This is a genomic window from Weizmannia sp. FSL K6-3076, assembly GCF_038007245.1.
Lineage (GTDB): Bacteria > Bacillota > Bacilli > Bacillales > Bacillaceae_C > Weizmannia > Weizmannia faecalis.
Window position 1 is genome coordinate 1,893,322 of record NZ_JBBOWU010000001.1, and the last position, 22,783, is coordinate 1,916,104.

Consider the following 22,783-nt stretch of genomic DNA (forward strand, 5'->3'; position numbering starts at 1 on the left):
GGACAGGCTGGGTTGCGGATAGCTTTTTGCGGTGACCCGCATGCCTGCGCCCGGGTTATTTTTCCCGGAAGGCGTCTTGAAAAATATCCAAAATCATAAAATGAACTTCAGTTTTTCGCGCCAACATCTACTACGATCAGGATCGATATGGATTCTGGCAACACATTCGTTCAACTTATATAGCAAAAACAAACCCTGCCGGAAGCAGGGTTTGTTAAATATTTTGCCGCGTTTCATCTGCCATGCATTCCGGGCACGTGCCGTAAATTTCAAACTTATGGCCGGAAATGGCATACCCTTCCAAACCGCTCACCATTGGCATCGGGCAATCCGGGATTTCTTTCGTCTTCCCGCACGCCAGGCAAATAAAATGGTGATGGTGGTGGTTTGTCGAGCATTTGAAACGGAAATGCTTTTCACCGGACAGCTCTGTCACTTCCAGTATGCCAAGTTCAGCAAAAAGCGATAAATTCCTGTAGATCGTATCAAAACTGAGGCCCGGATACGCATCTTTCATCCATTCGAGCACGTCTTTTGCCGTCAAATACTTATTGCTCTCCGAAAACAAATCGAGCATTTTTTCCCTTTTTCCTGTATGCTTATAGCCGTTTTCCTTCAAGATTTCAATTGCCTCATCCAAAAGCATGTTCACACCTTCTTTTTGTTCAAACCGGCACCGGGCCGGAATCGTTTCATATAAACCGCCAAAAGCAAAATGACGATGGAAATCACCACAATTGTACCACCGGGCGGCAAATTCAGATAAAATGCCGTAACCAGCCCGCCCAAAACGGAAATTTCGCCAAAAAGAACGGAAAACAAAATGGTCTGTTTAAATCCCCGGCTGATGCGGATGCTGGCCGCTACCGGGAGCGTAATCAGCGCGGATACAAGCATAATCCCCACGATCCGCATCGCAGCCGAAATCACAAGCGCAATCAGCACCATAAACAGCAAATGGATCGTTTTCGCAGGAATACCGGACACTTTTGCATATTCTTCATCAAAAGAAAGCAGGAAAAGTTCCTTATACAGCAAAAGGATCACAGCCGCCACAATGACGGCAATCCCCAGAATGAGCCAAAGATCAGCCTGGCTTACCGCGCTTACGCTGCCGAACAGGTAATTCATCAAATCTACATTATACCCTCCGGCCACAGAAATAAAGATCAGCCCGATGCCAATCCCGCCCGACATGATAATCGGAATCGCAAGTTCTTCATAATGCCGGTAAACCCCGCGCAACCGCTCGATCAGCACGGATCCGAGCACGGAAAAGCCGGTGCCAATATAAAGCGGGTTCAACCCGGCAAGAATAGAAAGCTTGCTGCTTAAAAACAGGCTGATCGCAATCCCGGACAATGTGACATGGCTGAGCGCATCCGCAATCAGCGACAAACGGCGTACGACAATAAAACTACCGATCAAAGGGGCAATCAGGCCGATTAAAATGCCGGCCAAAAATGTATTTTGTAAAAAATGATAATGAAAAAGTGCAGCAATCATTCGGTTTCTCCTTCTCACCCATGTTCATGCGCCAGCAACCGGACATCGTGGGCATACCAGGATGAACGTTTTTCTTTATCCAACTGCTGAAACGCGTGGATGTCTCCATGGAAATATAAATGCTGGTTCAAGCATGCAACATGCGTCACTTTGTCGGAAACGGCGCCGATATCATGTGTGACAAGAATCAGGGTAATGCCCCATTCCCTGTTCAGCTGCTCCAGCATTTCGTAAAAAGACCGGACATGGCGCTGGTCCACACCAACTGTCGGCTCATCCAGCATCAAAATCTCCGGCTTGCTGACAATGGCCCGCGCGATAAACACACGCTGCTGCTGGCCGCCACTTAGCTCGCCAATATTTTGATGGGCGTACGCCTCCATCCCGACTGAGCGGATCGCTTCCATTGCTTCTTTTCTGGCGCCGGGGCCAAGGAAACGGAACAGGCCGGTTTTTTTCACCAGGCCGCTTTCGACCACTTCTAAAACGGTCGCAGGATAACCAGTATTAAATGCATTGGCTTTTTGCGAGACAAAACCGATCCGGCTCCAGTCTTTAAAGCGGCTGAGCGGCGTGCCGAAAAGGCGGATTTCCCCTTCCTGCGGTTTTAACAGCCCGAGCATGAGCTTTAGCAGGGTTGATTTTCCGGAACCGTTCGGGCCAATGATGCCGAGAAACGCTCCCTTTGGTATGTTTAAATCGATCTGTTCCAGCACATTCTGCCGGTCATAACGGAAAGAGAGGCCAGAAACTTCTACAACATATTCTTCCATACGCAAACTCCTCAATCAGAATCATTCCGATTTAAACATTATACCTTCTTTCCGAAAGATTGTAAAGCGCGGAGGGGTTCACGTGGAAATGCCGGTAATTGCCGCCTTCTTATCGCTTTTCTTCCTCCGCGGCAATATCCCCTTCCATAAGCATCTGAAACATTTCTTCCCGGCCCGCATATACATGAAGCGGGGAGAGTGATGGATATTGAAACTGATTCAAAATATGGTCAATTATAAGGTGAATATCATTACCGGCGCGGAACTTTTTAAATACGCGCGGCAGTTTAACGTGAAAATCAGCCGCGAAGATGCGGAAAAAATCGCGGATTATGTGCGGGGAAAACAGTTGGACATCTTTGATGACGAGGCCCGCAGCAAAGCACTGAAAGACATTGCAAAAATTACAAGCCCGCTCACCGCAAAAGAAATCAACCGGGTGTTTGTCTTATTGGCAAAATAGAAAAAGAACCGGCCGGAAAAAGCTTTTCGGCCGGTTCTTCCTTATTTCACTACGCGCCTGACAACGCCATTAAAGCACTGTTTCCAGTAACCGCTGCTCATGGTGTCGATGGAAACGCCATCTGAACTATTGCAATCGAGAAATTTGCCGCCGCCCAGGTAAATGCCCACATGGCCGTTGTACTTATAAGTATTGAAAAAGACCAGGTCTCCCCGTTTCATATGCGAAGCACTGACCGCTTGCCCAAGCCCTGCAAGCGTATCCGTATTCGCACCGGAGCCACCCAGGTTCACGCCTGCCTGTGCGTAGGCCCAATGAACAAATGAGGAGCAGTCAAAAAGCCCGTTTGCAATGTCGCTTTTCGTTCTTCCGCCGCCCATTTTATAGGAAGTGTGCCCGATTAAAGCTGAACCGGCGCTGATCGCTTTTTCAACCGTTCCGGAACCGTTGTTTGAAGCGCTGCCGTCATCAGAAAAGGAAGGTACGCGCGCCACATGTTTTGCGCGGGATCCGGACTTTGTCTTTTCCTTCTGTGTATGTGCCGCAGTTTCTCCATTTGAATCGTCTCTTCCGGTGCTCGTGCCGGTAGAAGCGGAATCATCCTGCTTCGATTCCTGAGGCGCGGAAGATTTTGCAGCAGTAGCAGATGGTGCGGTCTCGGTCTCTTTGCTTTCCAGTTCAGCGAGCGCTGCTTTTTCCTGCGCGTTTAAGGAAGCTTCCTTGTCTTTCAGCTTCGCCAATTCAGCTGCAGCAGCTTGTTTTTGCTCCTTCAGCGCCGCTTCTAAGCTTTTCTGGTCCGCAAGCTGGTATTTGTTTGCTTCTTTCAACTCCTCAAGCTCAGCTAAATCCGACTGCACTTTCTGAAGCTTCTTTTCCACTTCAGCTTTTGCTGTATTTAATGTTTTGTTGTCTTTTTCCTGCGCTTTTAAAATGGCGCGGTCTGCTTGGACAAACGTTGTTAACGCTTGCGCTCGGCTGACAAAATCGCTCAGGCTGCTGGATTCAAGCAGCACATTCAGATAACTATCCGCTCCGCCTTTTTGTTGAATGTCACGCGCACGCCGGGCAAGCACGTTGTTGCGCTCTTCTATTCTTTTTTGCGTTTCTTTCATTTTTTCATTTAACGATGCGACCTCGTCTTTCGTCTCTGACACTTCTTGCGTTTTTTCACTGATTTTCTGATTGGTTTGGCGGATCTTAGCCGAAATTTTTTCCATATCCGACTGAAGCTGCTTCGCGTTTTCTGCGATCTTCGCAATCTCGTTTTGCTTGCCGGAAATGCTTTCCTTAACGGCCGACTCCTCGTTTTGAATGCTCTTGACAGCGGTTTCTGCATTTGCTTTGCTAAGCGGGACGAAAGCGCTGCCTGCGATCACTGCAGCAGCGGTTAACGACAAAAACTTCCTATTCACCTTAACGCCTCCATTGCTATGTATCGGCTTTTTCTCATTATGTGTAGATTCCGTTCTATTAATCTATTGATATTTCTGATTATAGCATTGATGGTTTGATAAATAGATTACAGTTATATTTCATTTTGCAAATGGAGGTTTATTTTTAAAAAATCCCGGCCAAACGAAAACCACTGAAACTGTCCAGATGCAAAAAACGATGAGACACTAAGAATGTAGTGTCTCACCGTTTTGTTTCAGCGGCTTTAAAACCTGACCAGGATTCAAGCGGGCTGCTCCACAATTTTGGCCAGCAGATTTTCGTCAAATTTCCTGTTTCTAAGCATGGCAATTTCGTATTTGTACGGCGGCTTGCGGTTCTTTTTGTCTTCGCCGACATAAGGGGTTTCCAAAATTTTCGGGATGTCAGAAAGCGCCGGGTGATGCACGATATAGTCAAGGGCTTCAAATCCGATATGGCCAAACCCGATATTCTCATGCCGGTCTTTGTGCGAGCCGGCTTCATTTTTGCTGTCATTGACATGCAATACTTTCAGGCGGCCAATGCCGATGATCCGGTCAAATTCATCCAGCACTTCATCAAACCGGTTTTTCACATCATAGCCGGCATCATGGGTATGGCAAGTATCAAAGCAAACGGAAAGCTTGTCATTGTATTTGACGCCGTCTATAATTTCCGCCAGTTCCTCAAACGTCCTGCCGCATTCGGATCCTTTGCCGGCCATCGTTTCAAGCGCAATCTGGACGGTTTGCTCCGGAACAAGCACCTCATTCAGCCCTTCAATGATTTTCTTGATCGCTTTTTCCGGCCCTGCACCAACATGGGCGCCCGGGTGCAAAACGATCTGCTTCGCTCCGATCGCCTCCGTCCGCTCAATTTCCGACCGCAAAAAACGGACACCGAGTTCAAATGTCGCAGGATTTGTTGTGTTGCCGATATTGATGATATACGGCGCATGGACGACAATCTCCTCTATGCCATGTTCTTTCATATGGGCAAGGCCGGCTTCAATGTTCAAGTCCTCAATTTTCTTCCGCCTTGTATTTTGCGGTGCGCCCGTATAAATCATGAATGTGTTGGCGCCGTATGAAACCGCCTCTTCACTTGACGCAAGCAGCATTTTTTTGCCGCTCATCGAGACATGTGAACCAATTTTAAGCATGCTGTTTCTCCCCTTTTATTTCCGTTTTTGCAATTTCCTTTGCCGTTTTTTCAGCATTTCGATCTGCCGTTCCATTTTCTTTTTGTAGCCCGGCTTCACTTTTTTCGGCCTGCCGATTGCCTTTCTCGCCGCAGTCTCCGTTTGATCCGCCTTTTTTACCCGCTTTTTGCGGCGGTTCCGATCGCCCAGTTCCACCCATTCGCCGCGGCGCACATCGCGGTAGAGAAATGCAATCCCCATTTTCTCAAGCTGGGTGAGGGCAAACTCATCGGAAGGTTCGTAAATGGTCGCGCATATGCCCGACAGATCGGCGCGGGCCGTTCTGCCGGCGCGATGGACGTAAAACGTTAAATCTTTTGGCAGCTCGTAGTTTACAACATGGCTGACCCCTTCGATATCAATCCCGCGCGCGGCCAAATCAGTGGCAATGATGTACCGGTATTCCAGGTTTTTGATTTGTTTCATCGTTTTCGCCCGTTCCCGCGGCGAGAGGTCTCCGTGGATGCGGGCCGTTTTCATCCCTTTTGCTGAGAGCCCTGCTGCAATTTCATCCACCATCGCTTTTGTGTTTGCAAATACAATCGCCAAGTACGGGTTAAACGCCTCGAGGACATCATGCAACACGTCCATTTTCTCCCGCGCGCGTTTTGGGATCAAAATATGTTCAATTTTTTTCGCTGCGATTTGGCGCGGCGCTACCTGCTCGAATTTCGGATTTTCCATGTACTTTTTTAAAAACGGCTTTAATTTTTCGGGAATGGTTGCCGAAAACACGAGCATTTGCAGTTTTTCAGACATCCTCCCCGCGATTTGGTCGACATCCACGATAAAGCCCATATCGAGCATAATATCCGCTTCATCGACAACAAACGTTTTCGCTGTATGGACAAATAACGCCTGTTCTTTCACAAGATCATTTACCCTGCCCGGTGTGCCAACTACAATTTGCGGTTGTTTTTTCAGTTTGCTGATATCCCGCTGCTTGTCCGTCCCGCCGATAAATAGTTTAGCGGTAAGACGGCCTGTTTCTTCCCATTTTAAAATTTCCTGGATTTCATGGTATATCTGTGCCGCCAGTTCCCGCGTCGGGGCCGTAATCACCGCCTGGACTTCCGCAAGAGACGGGTCTGCTTTTTGCAAAAGCGGCAACACATAAGCATGTGTTTTCCCCGTTCCCGTCTGCGACTGTCCGATAGCGCTTTCCCCCCGCAAAACAAGCGGAATCATTTTTCGCTGTATTTCCGTCGGTTCGGCAAAGCCTTTATGTTCGATCGCTTTTTCGATAAATGATTTAAAACCGAAATCTTCCCATTTTGTTCCGTTCATGTTTCCACTCCTTCTCTCATGCAGCAGAACGTCTTGTTATTATAATCGACATCCGCGAAAAATGCCAATTTCCGCATGCCCCCGTATGCAAATGGAAATTTTTGTGCCGTTTACAGGCAGAAAGAAACTTTTTTTGCATGCCAGACGTTTCCGTTTGGCCTGCATATTGTAATATTGAACGAAAAAGCCAAACAGAAAGGGGGTCAAATGGATGCCGCCAAGAAATATGTCGCCCTTTTTCGGCCGGCAAAGTCCGTCCCCGTTCGGCGGAATGCAGCGAAATCCGTTTGCCGGGAACCGCCTGGGCGGGCCGGGCATGCCCGGGCAATTCAGAGCCGGAGGGCAAATGCCGGGATTTCCGGGTAGAGCAGGCGCAACTGCAGGACGGGGCGGAGGGCTTTTATCCAGACTGTTCCAAAGGGGCGGACAAAGCGCAGCCGCCAACCCGGCAGCTGCCTTCCAGCGGGGTGCCGCCGGGGGAGGCGGATCGCTTTTCAAATCCATCGCAAATCCTTCTTCGATCAGTTCGTTTTTAAACAATACACAAAATGTCTTAAAAACCGCGCAGCAGGTCGGCCCGATGATCCAGCAGATTCAGCAGGTCGGCCCGCTCGTCAAAAATCTGCCAGCGATGTGGAAACTGTACCGCGGCCTGAAAAATGCCCCGAATGAGGATGAGCAGGATGAGCAGGAAAATCGCGAATTAAGCAGCAAAGACAAAAAACCTGCGCCAGCAAAAGAGAAAAAAAGCAACCGGCAAGCGGAGCGTCCCGCATCTCAAGCCGCAGAAAGCAAAAATGACGAAAAACGCCCGGAAAAAGGAGTCTCCGTGCCGAAATTGTTTATTTAAGGCGCCAAAACCGTTTGTACCCGTGTGCAGACGGTTTTTTCTGTGGCCGGGAACCATTCGGTATCTGGCGCACCAAAAGTTTGCACCCGCGTATAGACGGTTCGTTCTATTAAAAGCTGGCATTAGCCTCTGCTTTTCCATCCTTCCGGGAGCGCGCCATATTTCGGGCACGGCCGGCTGTGCAAAAACCCGTTTTGTATTCTTTGCCGCATTCCGATATAATACAAATGTAATAGACTCATTTCCCAGCCCGGATGCCGGTGTTCCGGCACCCTGTTAGGAGGATCGCGATGGAAGTGCTGAAAATTTCCCCCCGGGGTTACTGCTACGGCGTTGTTGACGCAATGGTCATTGCCCGCAACGCCGCAATGGATAAAACTTTGCCGCGTCCCATCTATATTCTTGGCATGATCGTCCACAACCAGCATGTGACTGATGCCTTTAAAGAAGACGGGATCCTTACGCTCGACGGCAAAAACCGCAAAGAAATTCTCGAAAAGGTGGAGAAAGGCACCGTTATATTTACCGCGCACGGCGTCTCCCCCGAAGTGCGCGAACTTGCCCGGAAAAAAGGCTTGACGGCCATTGATGCCACATGCCCGGATGTAACGAAAACCCATGATTTAATCCGTGAAAAAGAAAAAGAAGGCTATGATGTGATTTATATCGGTAAAAAAGGCCATCCGGAACCCGAGGGGGCAGCCGGTGTCGCACCTGCGATTGTCCATCTCGTCGAAACGGAAGCAGACGTTAAAGCCCTCGATATCCGCAATGATAAAATCATTGTAACAAACCAGACGACGATGAGCCAATGGGACGTGGCGGATTTAATGGAACTTATCCAAAAGAAATATCCGCATGCAGAAACGTACAATGAAATTTGCCATGCGACGCAAATTCGCCAGGAAGCCGTTGCCAGGCAGGCCGGGGAGGCTGATTTGCTGCTTGTAGTCGGCGACCCGCGCAGCAACAATTCAAACCGCCTCGCCCAAGTATCAGAAGAAATTGCCGGCACGAAAGCATACCGGATTGCCGATGTCGAAGAAATTGAGCTGGCGTGGCTTGAAGGTGTACAAAAAGTTGCCGTAACGGCAGGGGCATCAACACCGACGCCGATCGTGCGTGAAGTCATAGCATTTCTTGAAAAATTTGACCCGACAGACGAATCAACCTGGGAACGAAAGCGGAACGTACCGTTAACCAAAATTTTACCGAAAGTGAAAGCGTCGCACCGTTCTTCCGGCCAAAAAGCTTGAAACCTGGTTGAAACGCTACCGGCCGGAAAGGAATATAAGCAAAAGGGCGGATCCCCACCGGATTCTGCCCTTTTGCCTTTCATCATCCATGCTGGAAAAAATGCAGCATCATGAAAATCAATTGGTGTGTATTTTTAGTCCATACGAGATGCAACGGGGCCCCGTCCAAAAGAAGGAAAATGAGCTATCGCAATCTTTTTAGGATAACGGGACCCGGGTTAAAAAAGGCCGTCTTTTTCCCTACTTCGAGCGGCCCGGGCGTTTTTTAAAGAAACTGAAACGGGTCTGTGTTCACTTCGGATGCAATAAAGCGGACATCGAGCTGATGCTCCCTGCATGCTTTCTGCATATAAGCCGCGACCCCTTTTTTCATCACCTTCTCCACGTTATGTCCGGGGTCTACAACATTCAGCCCGAGCGCCAGTGCATCGTGGGCGTTATGGTAATAAAAATCCCCGGTGACGAACACATCGGCCCCCGCCTTTTTTGCCTCAGCAAAATATTTGTTGCCGTCTCCGCCGAGAACAGCTACTTTTTTCACTTTTTCGTCGAGATTTCCGACGACGCGCAATGCCGGAACTTCGAGCGCTTTTTTAACATGTTCCGCAAATTCCCGCAGTGCCATTTCCCGTTCGATTTCGCCGATCCGGCCGAGCCCATACTTCCGGCCTTCATTTAAGACCCGATAAATATCATAGGCAACCTCTTCATACGGGTGCGCCTCAAGCATCGCAGAAAGCACCTGTTTTTCAATCGACACGGGATAAATCGTTTCAATCCTTGTTTCATCTGCTGCTTCGAGCTTTCCCGCTTCCCCGAGGAACGGGTTTGTCCCTTCCCCCGGCAGAAAACGGCCGGTACCGCGGGCAGAGAAAGAACAATGGCTATAATTCCCGATCGCCCCCGCACCGGCATTTCCAAGCGCCGTTCTTACGGCTTCTTCATGGGATACCGGGACAAAAACAACCAGTTTCCTCAATTTGTCTTCATAAAGAGGCGATAATACTTCCGTATCGCGTAGCCCGAGCGCCTCCGCCAGCAAATCGTTTACACCCCCTTCTGCGATATCAAGGTTCGTATGGGCGGCATAGACAGCAATCCCGTGGCGGATGCATTTTTCAATCAGCCGGCCCTGGGGGGTATCTGTCGCCATGTTTTTTAACGGCCGGTAAACGGAAGGATGGTGGGCGATAATCAGCTGGACATCCTTTTCGATCGCTTCGTCCACCACATCTTCCAACACATCAAGCGCCACCAGCACATTTTTCACCGGCCCGTTTAACTGCCCGATTTGGAGCCCGACCGGATCCCCGTCCATTGCAAACTTTTTCGGTGCGAACTGCTCAAATAGCTGGATGACATCATGCCCGTTCGCATGCTTCATGTTAAAACCTCCTCTGCCAAAGCAATCAAATGGCGATATACACGCTTTTTTTCTTCAATTTCCGGGCTTGCGTCTGCCTGCTCCAGATGGCTGAGCACGGATTGCCATTTTTTGATTTCATTACGCCATTTTTTCCGGAAAGCTTCATTTTGGTTTTTGATTAAAACCGGGCCCATCAGGCGTTCCGCTTCCGTGAGCGCGATACGGCGGCCCGCGTACTCTGCCGCGATAATTTCGTATATTTTCCCGTCTTCCTCGAGAATGTCTTCTCCTGTGACGGCCCATCCGTTTTCCGCCAGCCATCCGCGGACAATGTGCGACCCGGTATTCGGCTGCAGGATGAGCGTTTCTTTGCCGTTTAGTTTTGCTTTTCCGCGATCGAGGATAGAGGCGATTAATGCGCCGCCCATCCCGGCAATCGTAATGCATCCCGCTTCGCCCGGAGCCAAGATCTCAAGCCCGTCTCCTTTCCGGACGCTGATTTTTTCAGTCAGCCCTGCTTTTTCCACTTGCTTTTGCGCCGAATGGTACGGCCCTTCCGCCACTTCTCCGGCCACCGCCGCTGTTACGCTACCGTCCTTCACGCAGAAAACGGGCAAATAAGCGTGGTCAGACCCGATATCTGCCAATACAGTGCCGGCCGGAATAAAAGCCGCCACCGATTCAAGCCTTCTTGAAAGTTTCCCGCTGTTCATTTCTTCACCACTTTACATGTGATACCTCTATTGTAGCCACTTTTTGCCATAAAAAAAAGGGGGATGCCCCCCGTACGGTGAACCTGCCCTTTATTTTAGCTTTGATACCCAGTCCGCCATTTCATCAATATGGTCTTCTTCGACAAGTCCGGCTGGCATACCGCCGCTCGTGCCGTTCCTGAGTACATCTTTAATCTTATCTTTGGACAATTTCTTGCCGATGCCGTGGAGATTCGGCCCGGCCCCGCCTTGCAAATTATTTCCGTGGCAGGTCACGCAAGTCTTTTTGGCAAAGCTCTCCGGATCAAACTTTTCCGAGGAGGCGGTTTCGGTTTGCTTCGGATGCTCCTTTTCTTTGGCCACTTCTTTCGCATCCCCGATCCCTTTCACGGAAAGAAAAAAGATAAGGGCAAGCCCGAATACCATAATCAGCACATATGGGATTACAGGATTTCTTTTCAATGCATTCCCCCCTTGTTTTTCCGCTTTTCCAGCGTATTTACCGTGCCCATCTCCTCCATTTTAACTGAAAATTCTTTTGAAAGAAAGCCTTTCCACTTAAAAATAACGGTTGAATGCGCTTTCATCTTGTATTATAATAAAAGCAGCAAAAAATTCAATAAAGTGATACAATTGCAGGCGGGCCGGAAAAGGGCAACAGGAAAACTGAAAATTATACATTATATTACTATAGAGACCAGCAAGATGACGAGGCCGAGAAACCCCGATAAGGTAAAATACAGCAGCTTGTATGCCTTTCCGGCGATAAGCCACAACCCGCAGTTGACAAAAAGCAGCAAATATAAAGTATAGCGGTGATTTCCAAACACCTTTTCATTCAAAAACACACTGAGAAGCAGCAAAATAATCGCGGCGCCAACAAAGAAAACCGGGTAAAAAATTTCTTTATTAGCATAATGAATTCCCAGAAAAAGTAAGCATCCGACAAAAGCTGTCAAAATCATCGTTTGCAAAATAAAATGTAATTCAGTAAAATAAATGACAAATACAGCGATTGCAATGAGGGCAAGAATAAAAACAGAAACCGCGGCTTGTTTTTTAACGGATTTCCCTGCGCCGTTTTGTTTGCGGGTATTGGCCTCATTTCCCTCCGTATAGATCGCGAGTAGAAAATCGCAGTATTCTTGTGGAATCATTTTGGTCTCTTTCCACATTTTAATTTCGTTGACAATGATTTGTTTTCTCTTATCGTCCATTTTTCAACACATCCTGTGTAACCTATTCGACAAGCGGGCGGAAAATCCTTTTTTTTGCAAGAAAAAAGTTTACTTCCCGAGGAAGTAAACTAAAAACAAGGCGCCTGTAAAAACAGATGCACAAGCGCCATGTCTGTTTCTTTTTCCGGCTTATTCAAGAAAATCTTTCAGGCGTTTGCTCCTGCTTGGATGGCGGAGTTTCCGCAAAGCCTTTGCTTCAATTTGCCGGATTCGTTCCCTTGTGACACCGAATACTTTGCCGACTTCTTCAAGTGTCCGAGTGCGCCCGTCATCAAGCCCGAACCGGAGGCGGAGCACATTTTCTTCCCTGTCGGTCAATGTATCAAGCACATCTTCCAGCTGTTCTTTCAGCAGCTCATAAGCGGCATGGTCAGAAGGTGATGTGGCATCCTGGTCTTCAATAAAGTCTCCAAGATGCGAATCATCTTCTTCGCCAATCGGCGTTTCAAGTGAAACCGGTTCCTGGGCAATTTTAATGATTTCCCGAACTTTATCCGGAGAAATATCCATTTCTTCAGCAATTTCTTCCGGTGTTGGTTCCCTGCCCAAATCCTGGAGCAGTGACCGTTGCACACGGATGAGTTTATTGATCGTTTCCACCATATGGACCGGTATCCGGATCGTCCGTGCCTGGTCTGCAATCGCGCGCGTGATGGCCTGGCGGATCCACCATGTGGCATAGGTGCTGAATTTGTAGCCTTTTTTGTAATCGAATTTTTCAACCGCCTTGATGAGGCCCATATTGCCTTCCTGGATCAAATCCAGAAACTGCATGCCACGGCCGACATACCGTTTTGCAATGCTGACAACAAGGCGCAAGTTGGCTTCAGCGAGCCGGCGTTTTGCTTCTTCATCGCCCTGCTCGATTCTTTTGGCCAGTTGGATTTCTTCGTCTGCGGAAAGAAGGTCGACCCGCCCGATTTCTTTCAAGTACATGCGTACCGGATCATTGATTTTCACACCCGGGGGAACACTCAAATCATTCAGGTCAAACTCTTCGTCATTCTCTTTTTCCAGTTCGAGATGGGAAGGGGCATCCTCGTCGCTGGTGTCATCTGTCACATCGATTCCTTGTTCACCGAGCGATTCATAAAATTCATCCATCTGATCGGATGTTAAATCAAAATGGCCGAGTTTTTCGGAAATGGTATCATAAGTGAGAAACCCCCGCTTTTTCCCGCGTTCAACGAGTTGCTCTTTTGCTTTTTCTACTGTAAACTCACTTTCTTCTACTTCTTTGGAACGTGCTGACTTTTCAGCCATATGTTCCCCTCCTTCCGACAATTTCAACACTTTCAATGATCCAACAGCAACTTGATCATTTATAAAAAGCAGAGATTTCAAGTCATAGACTTTCTCAGTGCCACAATTTCACCCGCCAATTGCAGCGCTTTTTGGAAATCATTCTGCCGTTCGGCATCTTTTTGTGCCCTCAGTTTTTCCTGAATGCGCAGCAACTTCTGGTGTTTTAGCACATATTGCACATAATCTTCCAATTCCTCATCCGTCAGCTCCCCGCCTACCGTCATCATTTCGATTTCGGCAGCAATCCGCTGCAGTTTTGCATCGGGCAAATAAGACAGGAAAGCGCTCGTATCAGGCGGATTCCCTTCTTCGTACCAGCCAAGCAGGTAAGTAAAAATTGCCTGGTGTTCATCCCCGTAAAAGCTGTTTTCGCCAAGGAAATCTTTCACTTTATAGGCAATTTCCCCGTCCCGCAGCATATGCCAAAGCAGCCTTCTCTCTGCGGTCATATTGGCAGGGAGCATCCGGGCTTCCTCATGTGCAGGCACCGGATTCTCTGCAGGGCGGCTTCTCTTCCGGGTCCCGGTTTCACGGGAACCGTATTGCCTTTCCTGCTCTTTCAGGGCGTCCAAAGACAACGAAAATTCTTCGGACAGCTGGCGCAAGTAAAGGTCTTTCTCCACCGGATTCTCCAGTTTGGCAATTTCCTGAATGACTTCTTCTATATACGCCAGCTTTTCTCCTTCATTTTGGAGATTTTTATTCATGCGGAAATATTGCATTTTAAAAGCCATAAAAGTCAGGCTGGCCCCTATTACATCCATGCGGAACTTTTCTCCGCCATGCTGGTTTATGTAGTCATCAGGGTCCAGCCCATCCGGCATTTGCGCAACCCGCACTTCACAGCCGTTTTCACTGAGCATTTTCCCCGCACGGAAAGCAGCAGTGAGGCCGGCCTGGTCCGAATCGTAGCAAATGACAACGCCGTCCGTGAGCCTTTTTATCATCCGGACGTGTTCCGGTGTAATCGAAGTGCCCATTGTGGCAATACCGTTTTCAACGCCAGCCCGGTCGGCGGAGATCACGTCCGCATAGCCTTCGAAAATGACTGCCTGCTGTTTTTTGCGGATCGGCCCTCTTGCCCGGTTCAGGTTAAAAAGCAGCTTGCTTTTATTAAAAAGCGGCGTCTCAGGGCTGTTTAAATATTTCGGGTGTTCCTGTTTCCGGACCGCTCTTCCGGCAAATGCGACCATGTTTCCCTTTTCATCCATGATCGGAAACATAATCCGGTCCCTGAAACGGTCGAAATATTTGCCGTCCTTTTCATTGCGGATGACAAGCCCGCTTTCTTCCAGCACGGAAAGGGGAAAACCGCGCTTTTGTAGCATATTGGCGGCAAAATCCCAGGCAGGCAGCGCATATCCGATCCCGAACTTTTCGATTGCTTCGTCTGTAAATCCACGCCCGCGCAGGTACTTTAGCGCAGGTTCTCCTTCTTTTGTATGCAAAAGCAAATGGTGGTATAATTTTTGCAGCAGTTCGTGCGCTTCCAGCATCTGCCGGCGCTTCGGATCGATGTTTTTCTGCTCTTCGTGCCGTAAAACGACGCCAAGCTCGATATGCGCTTTTTGTGCCAGTTTCTCTGCCGCTTCCTGAAAAGAGATGCCTTCGATATCCATGAGAAAAGTAAATACATTGCCGCCTGCGCCGCATCCAAAGCAGTGAAAAATCTGCTTATCTGGGGATACGGAAAATGACGGCGTATGCTCACCGTGGAACGGGCACAGGCCGAAATAATTGCGGCCCTGCTTTTTGAGCTGTACATATTCGCTCACGACCTCTACAATATCGGAAGACCGGCGGATCTCATCAATTTTTTCATTTGGAATCATCCCTGTCATCAAACAATCCCTTCTGCTCCACCTTTATTCAACAGCATTTCATCCGGGATACGGCAATGCTTATTCGTTTGCTGTTTTTCTTTTCATCCTAAAATATTCTACATTGCTCCGCAGAATCCTGCATGTTTTGCGCTTCTTCCCATAATTTTTTTGGCCCTGTCGAAATTTATTCAAATTCAGACTTGACATTTACTCATAAATAGTTTATTCCTTAAAAGCTTACTCTAAACCCGTATCATACATTTTTATCACAATTTTTTATTATAGTACACTTGCTCCATTTTGACTATAAATAAATACTGAAAAACAGAAAAAAATATGCCTCGTTTTTTTCAAAAGAAAAATTTTAAAAAAACGGGTGGAAGCAAAGACCGTTTCAGCCTGCTTCCCCCGTTTCAATTGGATTTATTTTCATCCGGCCGATGCCGCAAAAAGGCATGCGCTTCTCGAACCTTGACCGCTTTTACTTTCTCATTTCATCCATAATAATATTTGCCGTTTCTTCGACCGCTTTGTTGGTGACATCGATCACTTTGCAGCCAAGCCGCTCCGCTACCTGATTAAAATAATCCAGTTCGTATTTGATGCGTTCAATGGTCGCATAACTTGCCGAACCATCAAGCCCGAGTGTTTTCAGCCGTTCTTTCCGGATATGATTTAATGTATCAGGATCAATTTTTAAACCGATACATTTTTTGGAAGGAATACGAAAAAGTTCTTCCGGCGGATCCACTTCCGGCACAATCGGCACATTCGCAACTTTATAGCGGTGATGCGCCAGGTATTGTGAAAGCGGCGTTTTGGACGTACGGGAAACACCGATGAGGACAATATCCGCCCGGACAATGCCGCGCGGATCCCGGCCGTCATCATATTTCACCGCAAATTCGATCGCTTCCACCTTTTTAAAATAAGCTTCGTCCAATTTTCTGACGAGCCCCGGTTCATAGAGCGGCTTGGATTCATACAATTCGAGCAGCCGGTCCATGAGAGGTCCCATTAAATCGACAGCAGCAAGGCCGTGTTTTACGGCTTGGTCGTTCATGTATTTCCGCATTTCCGGCTTCACAAGCGTATAAACGATCATGCCGTAATTCATGGATGCAAGCGAAACCACTTCGTCAATGTGGATCGTATCTTCCACATATGGGAAGCGTTTTAATTCTGCGTCCTGGTTTTCAAACTGGCTGATGGCCGCCTTTGTGACGAGCTCCGCCGTCTCTCCGACCGAGTCTGAAACAATGTAAATATGGGGTTTTGCCAAAAGTGATCACTTCCTTTTTAATCGCCGTCTGCAAGTTCAACGAATGCTTTCGTGATATTCGTTTTCGTTATCCGTCCGGTCACTTCAAGCCCGGTTTCTGTTTCTTTCACAACCGGCACCGAGTCAATTTGTTTTTCAATCAGCTTTTTTGCCACATCAATCAGAAGATCATCTTTTTTGCAGCAGGTAATATTCGGCATTCTTGTCATAATGATATGCACCGGCAATGCGGATAAGTCTTTGTTTCCAAGGCTTGCCCGCAACAAATCTTTCCGCGACAGAACACCGGTCAGATGGGATGCATTGTCGACGACATAAAGCGTGCCGACATCTTCAAGAAAAACCGTTACGATGGCATCGTACACGGACATATTCTCGTTAACCACGACCGGCAGAGACTGGTAATCTTTTACGTAAATATGTTTTAAATTTTCCGTAAGAAGCTGCGTGCTCGTTTTTCCGGTATAAAAATAGCCGACGCGCGGGCGTGCATCCAAATAACCTGCCATTGTCAAAATAGCAAGATCCGGCCGGAGCGTTGCCCGCGTTAAATTCAGCTTTTCGGCGATGTGCTCGCCTGTAATCGGCCCGTTCGTTTTGACGATCTCGAGAATCTGTTCCTGCCTTTTCGTTAATTCGATCGTAATCACCGCCTTCATTCACACAACCATGCAAGACAATAGTATAACACATTTACAGGAATCTGTCCTTATCTGCCATCATTATACATCAAAATGCCATTGATATTTCGGAAGACAGCTGCGTATACTCCAATAGCGGGTCATGCATTTTACGGCCAGGCAAAAACAGTTTGAAACCAAACCGCGGGCCGTGCATGATGCATCATCCAGCCCTAGGCAGAAAGGAGAGCCCTCCTTTTCCCTTCTATACGGGGAAGCCTTATGCATTGTCCGGCCCAAGCTTTTTTTCAAGCGCCTCTATCTGGCTGAGAAACCGGCCGGCTTTCAATTGCAGGCCGGTATATTCATCATAATACATGGAAATGGCCGTTCTCAGTTCTTTTTTTGTCGAGTCTTTGACAGAAATGCTGCCGAGCCGGTTGATGTCCAGAAAATAAAAAAGCCGGAGCAGGCGGATAACCGGCTGTGGCAACGGAAGCCGGTACGGGTCGCGCGCAAAACAGCGGTGGCAAAGAAGGCCATTTTCCCGGATGGAAAACGCAAAGGGCCCTTCCGTGTTTCCGCATACCGCACATCGGTCCATCACCGGGTACATGCCGAGCACATTCAGCATCTTCATTTCAAAGATGTCCCTGATAATTTCCGGGTCATAGCCTTCATCAATATATTCGAGTGTCCGGAGCAAAAGTTCGAACAAAAACGGATTCTTTTTTCTATCTTCAACCGCCCGGCCTAAAAGTTCCACCACATAGGCAGCATACGCCGTTTTAAAAATATCTTCGCGGATATGGCGCATCGGTGAGACGGCCTCTCCCTGCTGAAGGGTGGCAAGGCCGCGCGACGGCTGAAAAAGGAAATTCCCATATGTAAAAACCTGGGAAACCGCAGCCAGCCGGCTGTTCGGCTTTTTGGCTCCGCGCGCCATAAAGCCCAGCTTCCCAAATTCTCTCGTGTAAATATGCAGGATTTTATTGGATTCGCCGTAGTCGGTATTTTTAATGACGATCCCTTCACATTTTTCAAACAACCTCTCCACCTCTTGCCCGGCAGGCAGTGCGGCATATCCTTAAGTAATGGAAAAATCCGCATCTGCCGGATCTTCGTCACGTTCATACTGGTCCTGGCGCCGGTCCCTTTCCAGTTCCTTAAAAAGCAGGTACGTATCAATATTGCCGGTATCCGCAAAGACTTTCCAGGTAAATTCTAACATATTCACCACGCCTTTCATGTTGTAGGTCATGAAATTTCATTAAAAGTCTTTAATAGCTTCACCAGGGGACACGCAAACATTCGGGGTAAAAATTTACAACCAAAAGCGGGCGCCAAAATCAATATTCGTCTTCCCGGAAACCGAAATCGCGCAGCTGGCTGATTTTATTCCGCCAATCTTTCTGCACTTTTACCCATAATTCCAAATAAACTTGCGACCCGAGCAAATTTTCAATATCAGCCCTTGCTCTTTTGCCGATCTCTTTCAGCATACTTCCCTGCCTGCCGATGATAATCCCCTTTTGGGACGGCCGTTCGACAACGATCGTCGCCATCACGCGGATGACATCCTTGTTCTCCGCCTGCTCCATTTTCTCAATGACAACTGCAATCGAATGCGGCACTTCTTCTCTTGTAAGCTGCAATGCTTTTTCGCGGATCAGTTCCGAAATGATGAACCGTTCCGGATGGTCCGTCACCTGGTCCGCCGGATAATACTGCGGCCCTTCCGGCAAATATTCCTTGATGGCACCGAGCAGCCGGCCGACGTTATTTCCTCCGAGCGCGGAAATCGGGACCACTTCACGGAACGGGTATAAATCTTTGTACTGTTCAATAAAGGCAAGCAAATCATCCGGATGGACGAGGTCAATTTTGTTGATGACCAAAAAAACAGGCGTGCGCACGTGTTTAAGCAGGTCGATAATGTACTCGTCGCCGCGGCCGCGTTTTTCTTCCGCATTGACCATAAATAAAATCAGGTCCACTTCTTTTAATGTGTCCGTGGCTGATTTTACCATGAAGTCGCCAAGCTTATGCTTCGGTTTATGGATGCCAGGTGTATCAATAAAAATCATCTGTGCATCATCAGCTGTGTAAACGCCCTGTATCTTATTCCTTGTGGTCTGCGGCTTATCGCTCATGATGGCGATTTTTTGCCCGACCACCTGGTTGATGAAAGTGGACTTCCCGACATTCGGGCGTCCAATGATAGAAATAAAGCCTGATTTATATGTTGGTTGTTCCATGCAAATCCTCCGTTGAATAAGCGCCCGAAAGCAGCTTTACCATTGTTTCCATATCTTTTCCCCTTACCTATATTTTACTACAAATATGCCCGAAAGTTAAAATGTATTTTTCATTACTTTTGAATATTTTAAAGGTTCGTGAAAATATTGTCGACTCGTGGCGTGTTTGCACTGATTTTAGCGTCACTTGCATGCCATGGCCGTTTTCAAGCAATGCGATTACCTTTATTTTAGCGCAACGGCCTGCGCCTTTCAAATTGCGGCAGATCCCGTTGGCGCCCCTAACTGTACGGCAGCCCGGCCGGATCCGCCATCTGCTTTTTCAGGCGGGGAGAAGCGGGCCATAAAAAAGAAGCCGCATTAAAAAGCCGCTCCCTGGAATACATGCCATAATTTTGGAAGAAATACGATGCAGCCGATAATGGCCGCAAGCACGGCCCACATCAGGACCGCCGCCGCCGCTGCATCTTTCGCAAGCTTGGCAAGCGGGTGGTATTTATGCCCCACGGTAAGGTCAACCGCCCGCTCAATTGCTGTGTTCATCAGCTCCATTGCGATCACGCCGAAAATGGAAATTAAAATGGCGATCCATTCTGTTTTGGAAAGGGAGAAGAAAAAGCCGAGCAAACAAGCGCAAAACGCCGCCAGAAGATGAAAACGGAAATTCCGTTCCTGCCGGATGGTTGCAAACAGCCCCTCCACAGCCGGCCGGAAAGGGGTGCGGTATTTCGGGATTTTTTTATCGTTTAAGTCCATAGCGATCGAGGATCTCGTTTTGGCGCCCGAACATTTCCGTTTCATCTTCTTTTGTCATATGGTCATAGCCGAGCAGGTGAAGAAATCCGTGAACCGCCAAAAAGCCGAGTTCCCTTTCAAACGAATGCCCGTACTCTCCTGCCTGCTCCCTTGCCCGCGGCACGGAAATGATAATATCCCCGAGCACGCGTGGCATTTCTGCACCGGTAATTTCGATCTCCCCTTCCCCCATTTCTTCAAGCGCGAACGAAATGACATCGGTCGGCTGGTCTTTGCCGCGGTAATCGCGATTGATTTCGCGGATCCCTTCATTATCCGTAAACGTTACCGACAACTCGGTGCCGTCCTCCACCCCTTCCTGACGGGCAGCATAATCGAGCAATGTCCGGACAAGCTCGAGATGCTCCGCTTCAAGCTCATTTGTTTCATCCATCATATCGAGTGATAATGTCATGTCAGCCATCCTTTTTCTTATTTTTACGGGATCCTTATTTCGGATACTGGATCCTTGAATGAAAGATGCCGTTAAGCGTCTCGCAAAGCGTGCGTTTAACGGTCTCCAGTTCTTTCAAAGTAATGTCACATTCATTAAATTGCCCATCCATGATCCGCCCTTGCACAATATTGCCGACTAAATTTTGAATATCATCGGGCGTCGGATGGTTCATGGACCGGACAGCCGCTTCTTTCGTCTGCGGCTTTGGACCTGGGTAACGGAACGCTTCTTCTTTTACATCCGGGTTTTGCGCTTTTGCCTTATGGTAAAAATACTGCAGCAAAGTCGTGCCGTGATGTTGTTCGGCAATATCCGAAAAGGCTTTCGGCAGCTTATATTTTTTCAATGTTTCCGACCCGTCTTTCGCATGGGCAATAATAATGTCCCTGCTTGTTTCAGGCGAAAGGCGGTCATGCGGATTCGGGACGTTCAGCTGGTTTTCGATAAAAAATGCGGGCCGTTTTGTTTTCCCGATATCATGATAATAACTGCCGACCCTGGCAAGGAGGCCGTTCGCCCCGATCGCTTCACAAGCCGCTTCGGCAAGATTGGCAACCATCAGGCTATGGTGATACGTGCCCGGTGCTTCCGTTAAAATCTTTTTCAAAAGCGGGTGGTTCGGATTGGACAGCTCCACAAGGCGGATCGGCGACAAAATGCCGAACGCTGCTTCAAAAAACGGCTGCAGCCCCATCACGAACACAGCGGACAAAATGCCGGAAAGAAACGCAAATAAAAGGGTATATAAAAAGTCCGCTTTTACGATTTGGCCGGCATTCAAAAAATAGATGACACAGACGGCAAGCACATTCAATAGCGCTGCAAAAATCCCGGTTTGAAACAACCGGGTGCGCTCCGGCCGTTTCGGTAAAAGCAAAATGCCCCCTGTCCCTGTAATAAGCGCGTATACAACCATCTCGGCGTTAAATGTATCTGCAATGTCGCCATGAAATTCGATGCTCGCACAAGCGGCAAGCAGGGCTGAAAGCAAAAATGCGGAACGGTCCCTGAGCAAAATCCGAGCGAGCAGCGGCGCCATTGCGGCCGGATAAGCGTATTCGATACCCGGAATCTCAAGATGGGTTAAAATACCCGCCAGCTTCATCAATGCCAGGGCGATGACAAGAATCAGCCCGGCCATGACAAGCCGGTTTTGCTTTTCTTCTTCCGTTGCGCGCATCCGGCTCGTATAGAGGTACAAAACGCCAGATGCAAAAAAGGCAAATAAAGCCAATCCGATATACGGCTTAACCGATCCGCTGCTTTTTAACAGCCCGAGCAGCTGGAGTTCGCGGTAAGTTTCCCGGTCGATCAGATGCCCTTCCTGGACGATAACCTGTCCCTGCAGGATTTTCACCGGTTCAACGTTATCCCTCGCCTGCTGCCTTCTTTTTTCCGTCAGCTTTGCATCGTACACATAATTGGGCACGATCGCATATTGACCAAGCTCGGACGCAGCATTCCGGATACCCGCTTTTAACCCCGACCTTTCGATTTGCGAGGCCACCCGGCTTTTGGCTTCAGCCGCATTGTTTTCTGTCACTTTTTGGCTAAGTGCCTCATTGACATTCGTTTCGACAATGTTTCTTGCCGCTTTCAATTCATCCGGGGTAGCGGACAAAAGCGCGCGAAAACTTGTGTCGGAAATCGAACCGGTCACATTGCCGGACACATTTTCAGACAATATTTCCTTCAATTTTGCCAGCTTCTCTTCCTGCAGCCCGCTGCTGTTTTTTCCGCCGTGTTTTTTATTTTTATATTCCGCGTTCACTTCTTCTGCAACGTCAAAAATCGAATCCATCAGCGAAACCCGGTTTTGTGCCAGGCCGCTGTCAAACGTATAGACTTTCGCAACACTGGCGGCCGCCAGCTGTTTTTCTTCTTTTGTTTTTTCATCATCGACGATCGTTTTTGGAGAACGGATCGTATTGTTCGCAACTGAAAATAACTTAATATCATACGTCTGTGGCCTGATGTTCGGATAAAAAATGCCGAATAAAATAAGGGCCAGTAAAAACAGGATCACGAATGTAAACCATTTAAAGCTTAACATCATCCGCAACCTGCCCATTTGCCCGGGAATTTTCATTTGCTTTTCGTACACCGCCTTTTGCAATCGCTCTTAACGGTACCATCATATCAGTTTTCTGGAAAAAATGCATGGCAAAACAACCCGG

General features: G+C 48.2%; 23 protein-coding genes. 3 read left to right on the forward strand and 20 right to left on the reverse strand.

Annotated features, from left to right (window positions below; translation table 11 throughout):
• Positions 1-214: 214 nt before the first annotated feature.
• Genes NSS95_RS08960 through NSS95_RS08970 form a run of 3 tightly spaced genes read right to left on the reverse strand, consistent with a single transcriptional unit; the run spans position 215 to position 2,279 of the window.
• On the reverse strand, positions 215-646 hold the full coding sequence (locus NSS95_RS08960) for a Fur family transcriptional regulator (RefSeq protein ID WP_014098005.1): 432 nt from the start codon (positions 644-646) through the stop codon (positions 215-217).
• 2 nt (positions 647-648) lie between these two features.
• Complete coding sequence (locus tag NSS95_RS08965; protein ID WP_014098004.1) at positions 649-1,506, reverse strand: metal ABC transporter permease; 858 nt, start codon at positions 1,504-1,506, stop codon at positions 649-651.
• Between the two features lie 14 nt (positions 1,507-1,520).
• Positions 1,521-2,279 (reverse strand): metal ABC transporter ATP-binding protein, encoded by a 759-nt coding sequence (locus NSS95_RS08970; RefSeq protein WP_026683238.1) that lies wholly within the window; start codon positions 2,277-2,279, stop codon positions 1,521-1,523.
• Positions 2,280-2,487: 208 nt separating this feature from the next.
• On the opposite strand from NSS95_RS08970, the gene NSS95_RS08975 reads away from it, so the two are divergent.
• Positions 2,488-2,742, forward strand: coding sequence for a DUF2624 domain-containing protein (locus NSS95_RS08975; RefSeq protein WP_014098002.1), 255 nt, complete (start codon positions 2,488-2,490; stop codon positions 2,740-2,742).
• 41 nt (positions 2,743-2,783) lie between these two features.
• On the opposite strand, the gene NSS95_RS08980 is transcribed toward NSS95_RS08975, so the two are convergent.
• From NSS95_RS08980 to NSS95_RS08990, 3 genes are all read right to left on the reverse strand, one after another.
• Positions 2,784-4,154, reverse strand: coding sequence for a C40 family peptidase (locus NSS95_RS08980; RefSeq protein WP_014098001.1), 1,371 nt, complete (start codon positions 4,152-4,154; stop codon positions 2,784-2,786).
• A 263-nt stretch (positions 4,155-4,417) separates the two neighbouring features.
• Entirely contained in the window at positions 4,418-5,317 is a 900-nt protein-coding gene (locus NSS95_RS08985) for a deoxyribonuclease IV (protein ID WP_014098000.1), read from the reverse strand.
• A gap of 15 nt (positions 5,318-5,332) precedes the next feature.
• A complete protein-coding gene (locus tag NSS95_RS08990; RefSeq protein ID WP_014097999.1) occupies positions 5,333-6,643 on the reverse strand; it encodes a DEAD/DEAH box helicase in 1,311 nt (436 codons plus the stop codon).
• Between the two features lie 211 nt (positions 6,644-6,854).
• Between NSS95_RS08990 and vrrA the strand changes: the two genes are divergently transcribed.
• The gene (gene vrrA, locus NSS95_RS08995) at positions 6,855-7,493 is read left to right on the forward strand and encodes a VrrA/YqfQ family protein (protein WP_017550547.1); all 639 of its coding nucleotides are present in this window, start codon (positions 6,855-6,857) and stop codon (positions 7,491-7,493) included.
• 290 nt (positions 7,494-7,783) lie between these two features.
• Positions 7,784-8,749 carry a 4-hydroxy-3-methylbut-2-enyl diphosphate reductase gene (locus NSS95_RS09000; protein ID WP_340713858.1) on the forward strand — a complete coding sequence of 322 codons (966 nt, stop codon included), beginning with the start codon at positions 7,784-7,786 and terminating at the stop codon, positions 8,747-8,749.
• Between the two features lie 265 nt (positions 8,750-9,014).
• On the opposite strand, the gene NSS95_RS09005 is transcribed toward NSS95_RS09000, so the two are convergent.
• From NSS95_RS09005 to NSS95_RS09070, 14 genes are all read right to left on the reverse strand, one after another.
• On the reverse strand, positions 9,015-10,133 hold the full coding sequence (locus NSS95_RS09005; protein WP_014097995.1) for a Nif3-like dinuclear metal center hexameric protein: 1,119 nt from the start codon (positions 10,131-10,133) through the stop codon (positions 9,015-9,017).
• Entirely contained in the window at positions 10,130-10,828 is a 699-nt protein-coding gene (locus NSS95_RS09010; RefSeq protein ID WP_340713859.1) for a tRNA (adenine(22)-N(1))-methyltransferase, read from the reverse strand. Before NSS95_RS09010 ends, NSS95_RS09005 begins: the two co-directional genes overlap by 4 nt.
• Positions 10,829-10,918: 90 nt before the next feature.
• Entirely contained in the window at positions 10,919-11,290 is a 372-nt protein-coding gene (gene cccA, locus NSS95_RS09015; protein WP_017550550.1) for a cytochrome c550, read from the reverse strand.
• Between the two features lie 218 nt (positions 11,291-11,508).
• The gene (locus NSS95_RS09020; RefSeq protein WP_026683231.1) at positions 11,509-12,045 is read right to left on the reverse strand and encodes a hypothetical protein; all 537 of its coding nucleotides are present in this window, start codon (positions 12,043-12,045) and stop codon (positions 11,509-11,511) included.
• 150 nt (positions 12,046-12,195) lie between these two features.
• Positions 12,196-13,329, reverse strand: coding sequence for an RNA polymerase sigma factor RpoD (rpoD, locus tag NSS95_RS09025; RefSeq protein WP_340713860.1), 1,134 nt, complete (start codon positions 13,327-13,329; stop codon positions 12,196-12,198).
• 77 nt (positions 13,330-13,406) lie between these two features.
• Entirely contained in the window at positions 13,407-15,212 is a 1,806-nt protein-coding gene (dnaG, locus tag NSS95_RS09030) for a DNA primase (protein WP_014097990.1), read from the reverse strand.
• A gap of 463 nt (positions 15,213-15,675) precedes the next feature.
• Positions 15,676-16,476, reverse strand: a complete 801-nt coding sequence (locus tag NSS95_RS09035) for a pyruvate, water dikinase regulatory protein (RefSeq protein WP_328013669.1) — start codon at positions 16,474-16,476, stop codon at positions 15,676-15,678.
• Positions 16,477-16,493: 17 nt separating this feature from the next.
• Positions 16,494-17,135: a helix-turn-helix transcriptional regulator gene (locus NSS95_RS09040; protein ID WP_013859681.1), complete on the reverse strand. Its 642-nt coding sequence runs from the start codon at positions 17,133-17,135 to the stop codon at positions 16,494-16,496.
• A gap of 241 nt (positions 17,136-17,376) precedes the next feature.
• Complete coding sequence (gene recO, locus NSS95_RS09045; protein ID WP_013859682.1) at positions 17,377-18,144, reverse strand: DNA repair protein RecO; 768 nt, start codon at positions 18,142-18,144, stop codon at positions 17,377-17,379.
• A 39-nt stretch (positions 18,145-18,183) separates the two neighbouring features.
• Complete coding sequence (locus NSS95_RS09050) at positions 18,184-18,327, reverse strand: YqzL family protein (protein WP_064485115.1); 144 nt, start codon at positions 18,325-18,327, stop codon at positions 18,184-18,186.
• Positions 18,328-18,445: 118 nt separating this feature from the next.
• Positions 18,446-19,354 carry a GTPase Era gene (gene era, locus NSS95_RS09055; protein WP_013859684.1) on the reverse strand — a complete coding sequence of 303 codons (909 nt, stop codon included), beginning with the start codon at positions 19,352-19,354 and terminating at the stop codon, positions 18,446-18,448.
• Between the two features lie 360 nt (positions 19,355-19,714).
• On the reverse strand, positions 19,715-20,110 hold the full coding sequence (locus NSS95_RS09060) for a diacylglycerol kinase family protein (protein WP_340713861.1): 396 nt from the start codon (positions 20,108-20,110) through the stop codon (positions 19,715-19,717).
• Positions 20,094-20,564: an rRNA maturation RNase YbeY gene (gene ybeY, locus NSS95_RS09065; RefSeq protein WP_340713862.1), complete on the reverse strand. Its 471-nt coding sequence runs from the start codon at positions 20,562-20,564 to the stop codon at positions 20,094-20,096. Before ybeY ends, NSS95_RS09060 begins: the two co-directional genes overlap by 17 nt.
• 34 nt (positions 20,565-20,598) lie before the next feature.
• Complete coding sequence (locus NSS95_RS09070) at positions 20,599-22,662, reverse strand: HD family phosphohydrolase (RefSeq protein ID WP_340713863.1); 2,064 nt, start codon at positions 22,660-22,662, stop codon at positions 20,599-20,601.
• Positions 22,663-22,783 lie beyond the last annotated feature (121 nt).

Bases quoted from the DNA above. Each gene is read 5' to 3' on its own strand.
- NSS95_RS09020 (WP_026683231.1), bottom strand. From the start codon at position 12,045: ATGGACGATAAGAGAAAACAAATCATTGTCAACGAAATTAAAATGTGG.
- NSS95_RS09005 (WP_014097995.1), bottom strand. From the start codon at position 10,133: ATGAAGCATGCGAACGGGCATGATGTCATCCAGCTATTTGAGCAGTTC.
- NSS95_RS08990 (WP_014097999.1), bottom strand. From the start codon at position 6,643: ATGAACGGAACAAAATGGGAAGATTTCGGTTTTAAATCATTTATCGAA.
- NSS95_RS09040 (WP_013859681.1), bottom strand. From the start codon at position 17,135: ATGAAGGCGGTGATTACGATCGAATTAACGAAAAGGCAGGAACAGATT.
- NSS95_RS08970 (WP_026683238.1), bottom strand. From the start codon at position 2,279: ATGGAAGAATATGTTGTAGAAGTTTCTGGCCTCTCTTTCCGTTATGAC.
- vrrA (WP_017550547.1), top strand. From the start codon at position 6,855: ATGCCGCCAAGAAATATGTCGCCCTTTTTCGGCCGGCAAAGTCCGTCC.
- NSS95_RS09010 (WP_340713859.1), bottom strand. From the start codon at position 10,828: ATGAACAGCGGGAAACTTTCAAGAAGGCTTGAATCGGTGGCGGCTTTT.
- NSS95_RS08965 (WP_014098004.1), bottom strand. From the start codon at position 1,506: ATGATTGCTGCACTTTTTCATTATCATTTTTTACAAAATACATTTTTG.
- dnaG (WP_014097990.1), bottom strand. From the start codon at position 15,212: ATGACAGGGATGATTCCAAATGAAAAAATTGATGAGATCCGCCGGTCT.
- NSS95_RS09000 (WP_340713858.1), top strand. From the start codon at position 7,784: ATGGAAGTGCTGAAAATTTCCCCCCGGGGTTACTGCTACGGCGTTGTT.
- rpoD (WP_340713860.1), bottom strand. From the start codon at position 13,329: ATGGCTGAAAAGTCAGCACGTTCCAAAGAAGTAGAAGAAAGTGAGTTT.
- ybeY (WP_340713862.1), bottom strand. From the start codon at position 20,564: ATGACATTATCACTCGATATGATGGATGAAACAAATGAGCTTGAAGCG.
- NSS95_RS09070 (WP_340713863.1), bottom strand. From the start codon at position 22,662: ATGATGTTAAGCTTTAAATGGTTTACATTCGTGATCCTGTTTTTACTG.
- NSS95_RS09050 (WP_064485115.1), bottom strand. From the start codon at position 18,327: ATGTTAGAATTTACCTGGAAAGTCTTTGCGGATACCGGCAATATTGAT.
- NSS95_RS09060 (WP_340713861.1), bottom strand. From the start codon at position 20,110: ATGGACTTAAACGATAAAAAAATCCCGAAATACCGCACCCCTTTCCGG.
- NSS95_RS08985 (WP_014098000.1), bottom strand. From the start codon at position 5,317: ATGCTTAAAATTGGTTCACATGTCTCGATGAGCGGCAAAAAAATGCTG.
- era (WP_013859684.1), bottom strand. From the start codon at position 19,354: ATGGAACAACCAACATATAAATCAGGCTTTATTTCTATCATTGGACGC.
- NSS95_RS08960 (WP_014098005.1), bottom strand. From the start codon at position 646: ATGCTTTTGGATGAGGCAATTGAAATCTTGAAGGAAAACGGCTATAAG.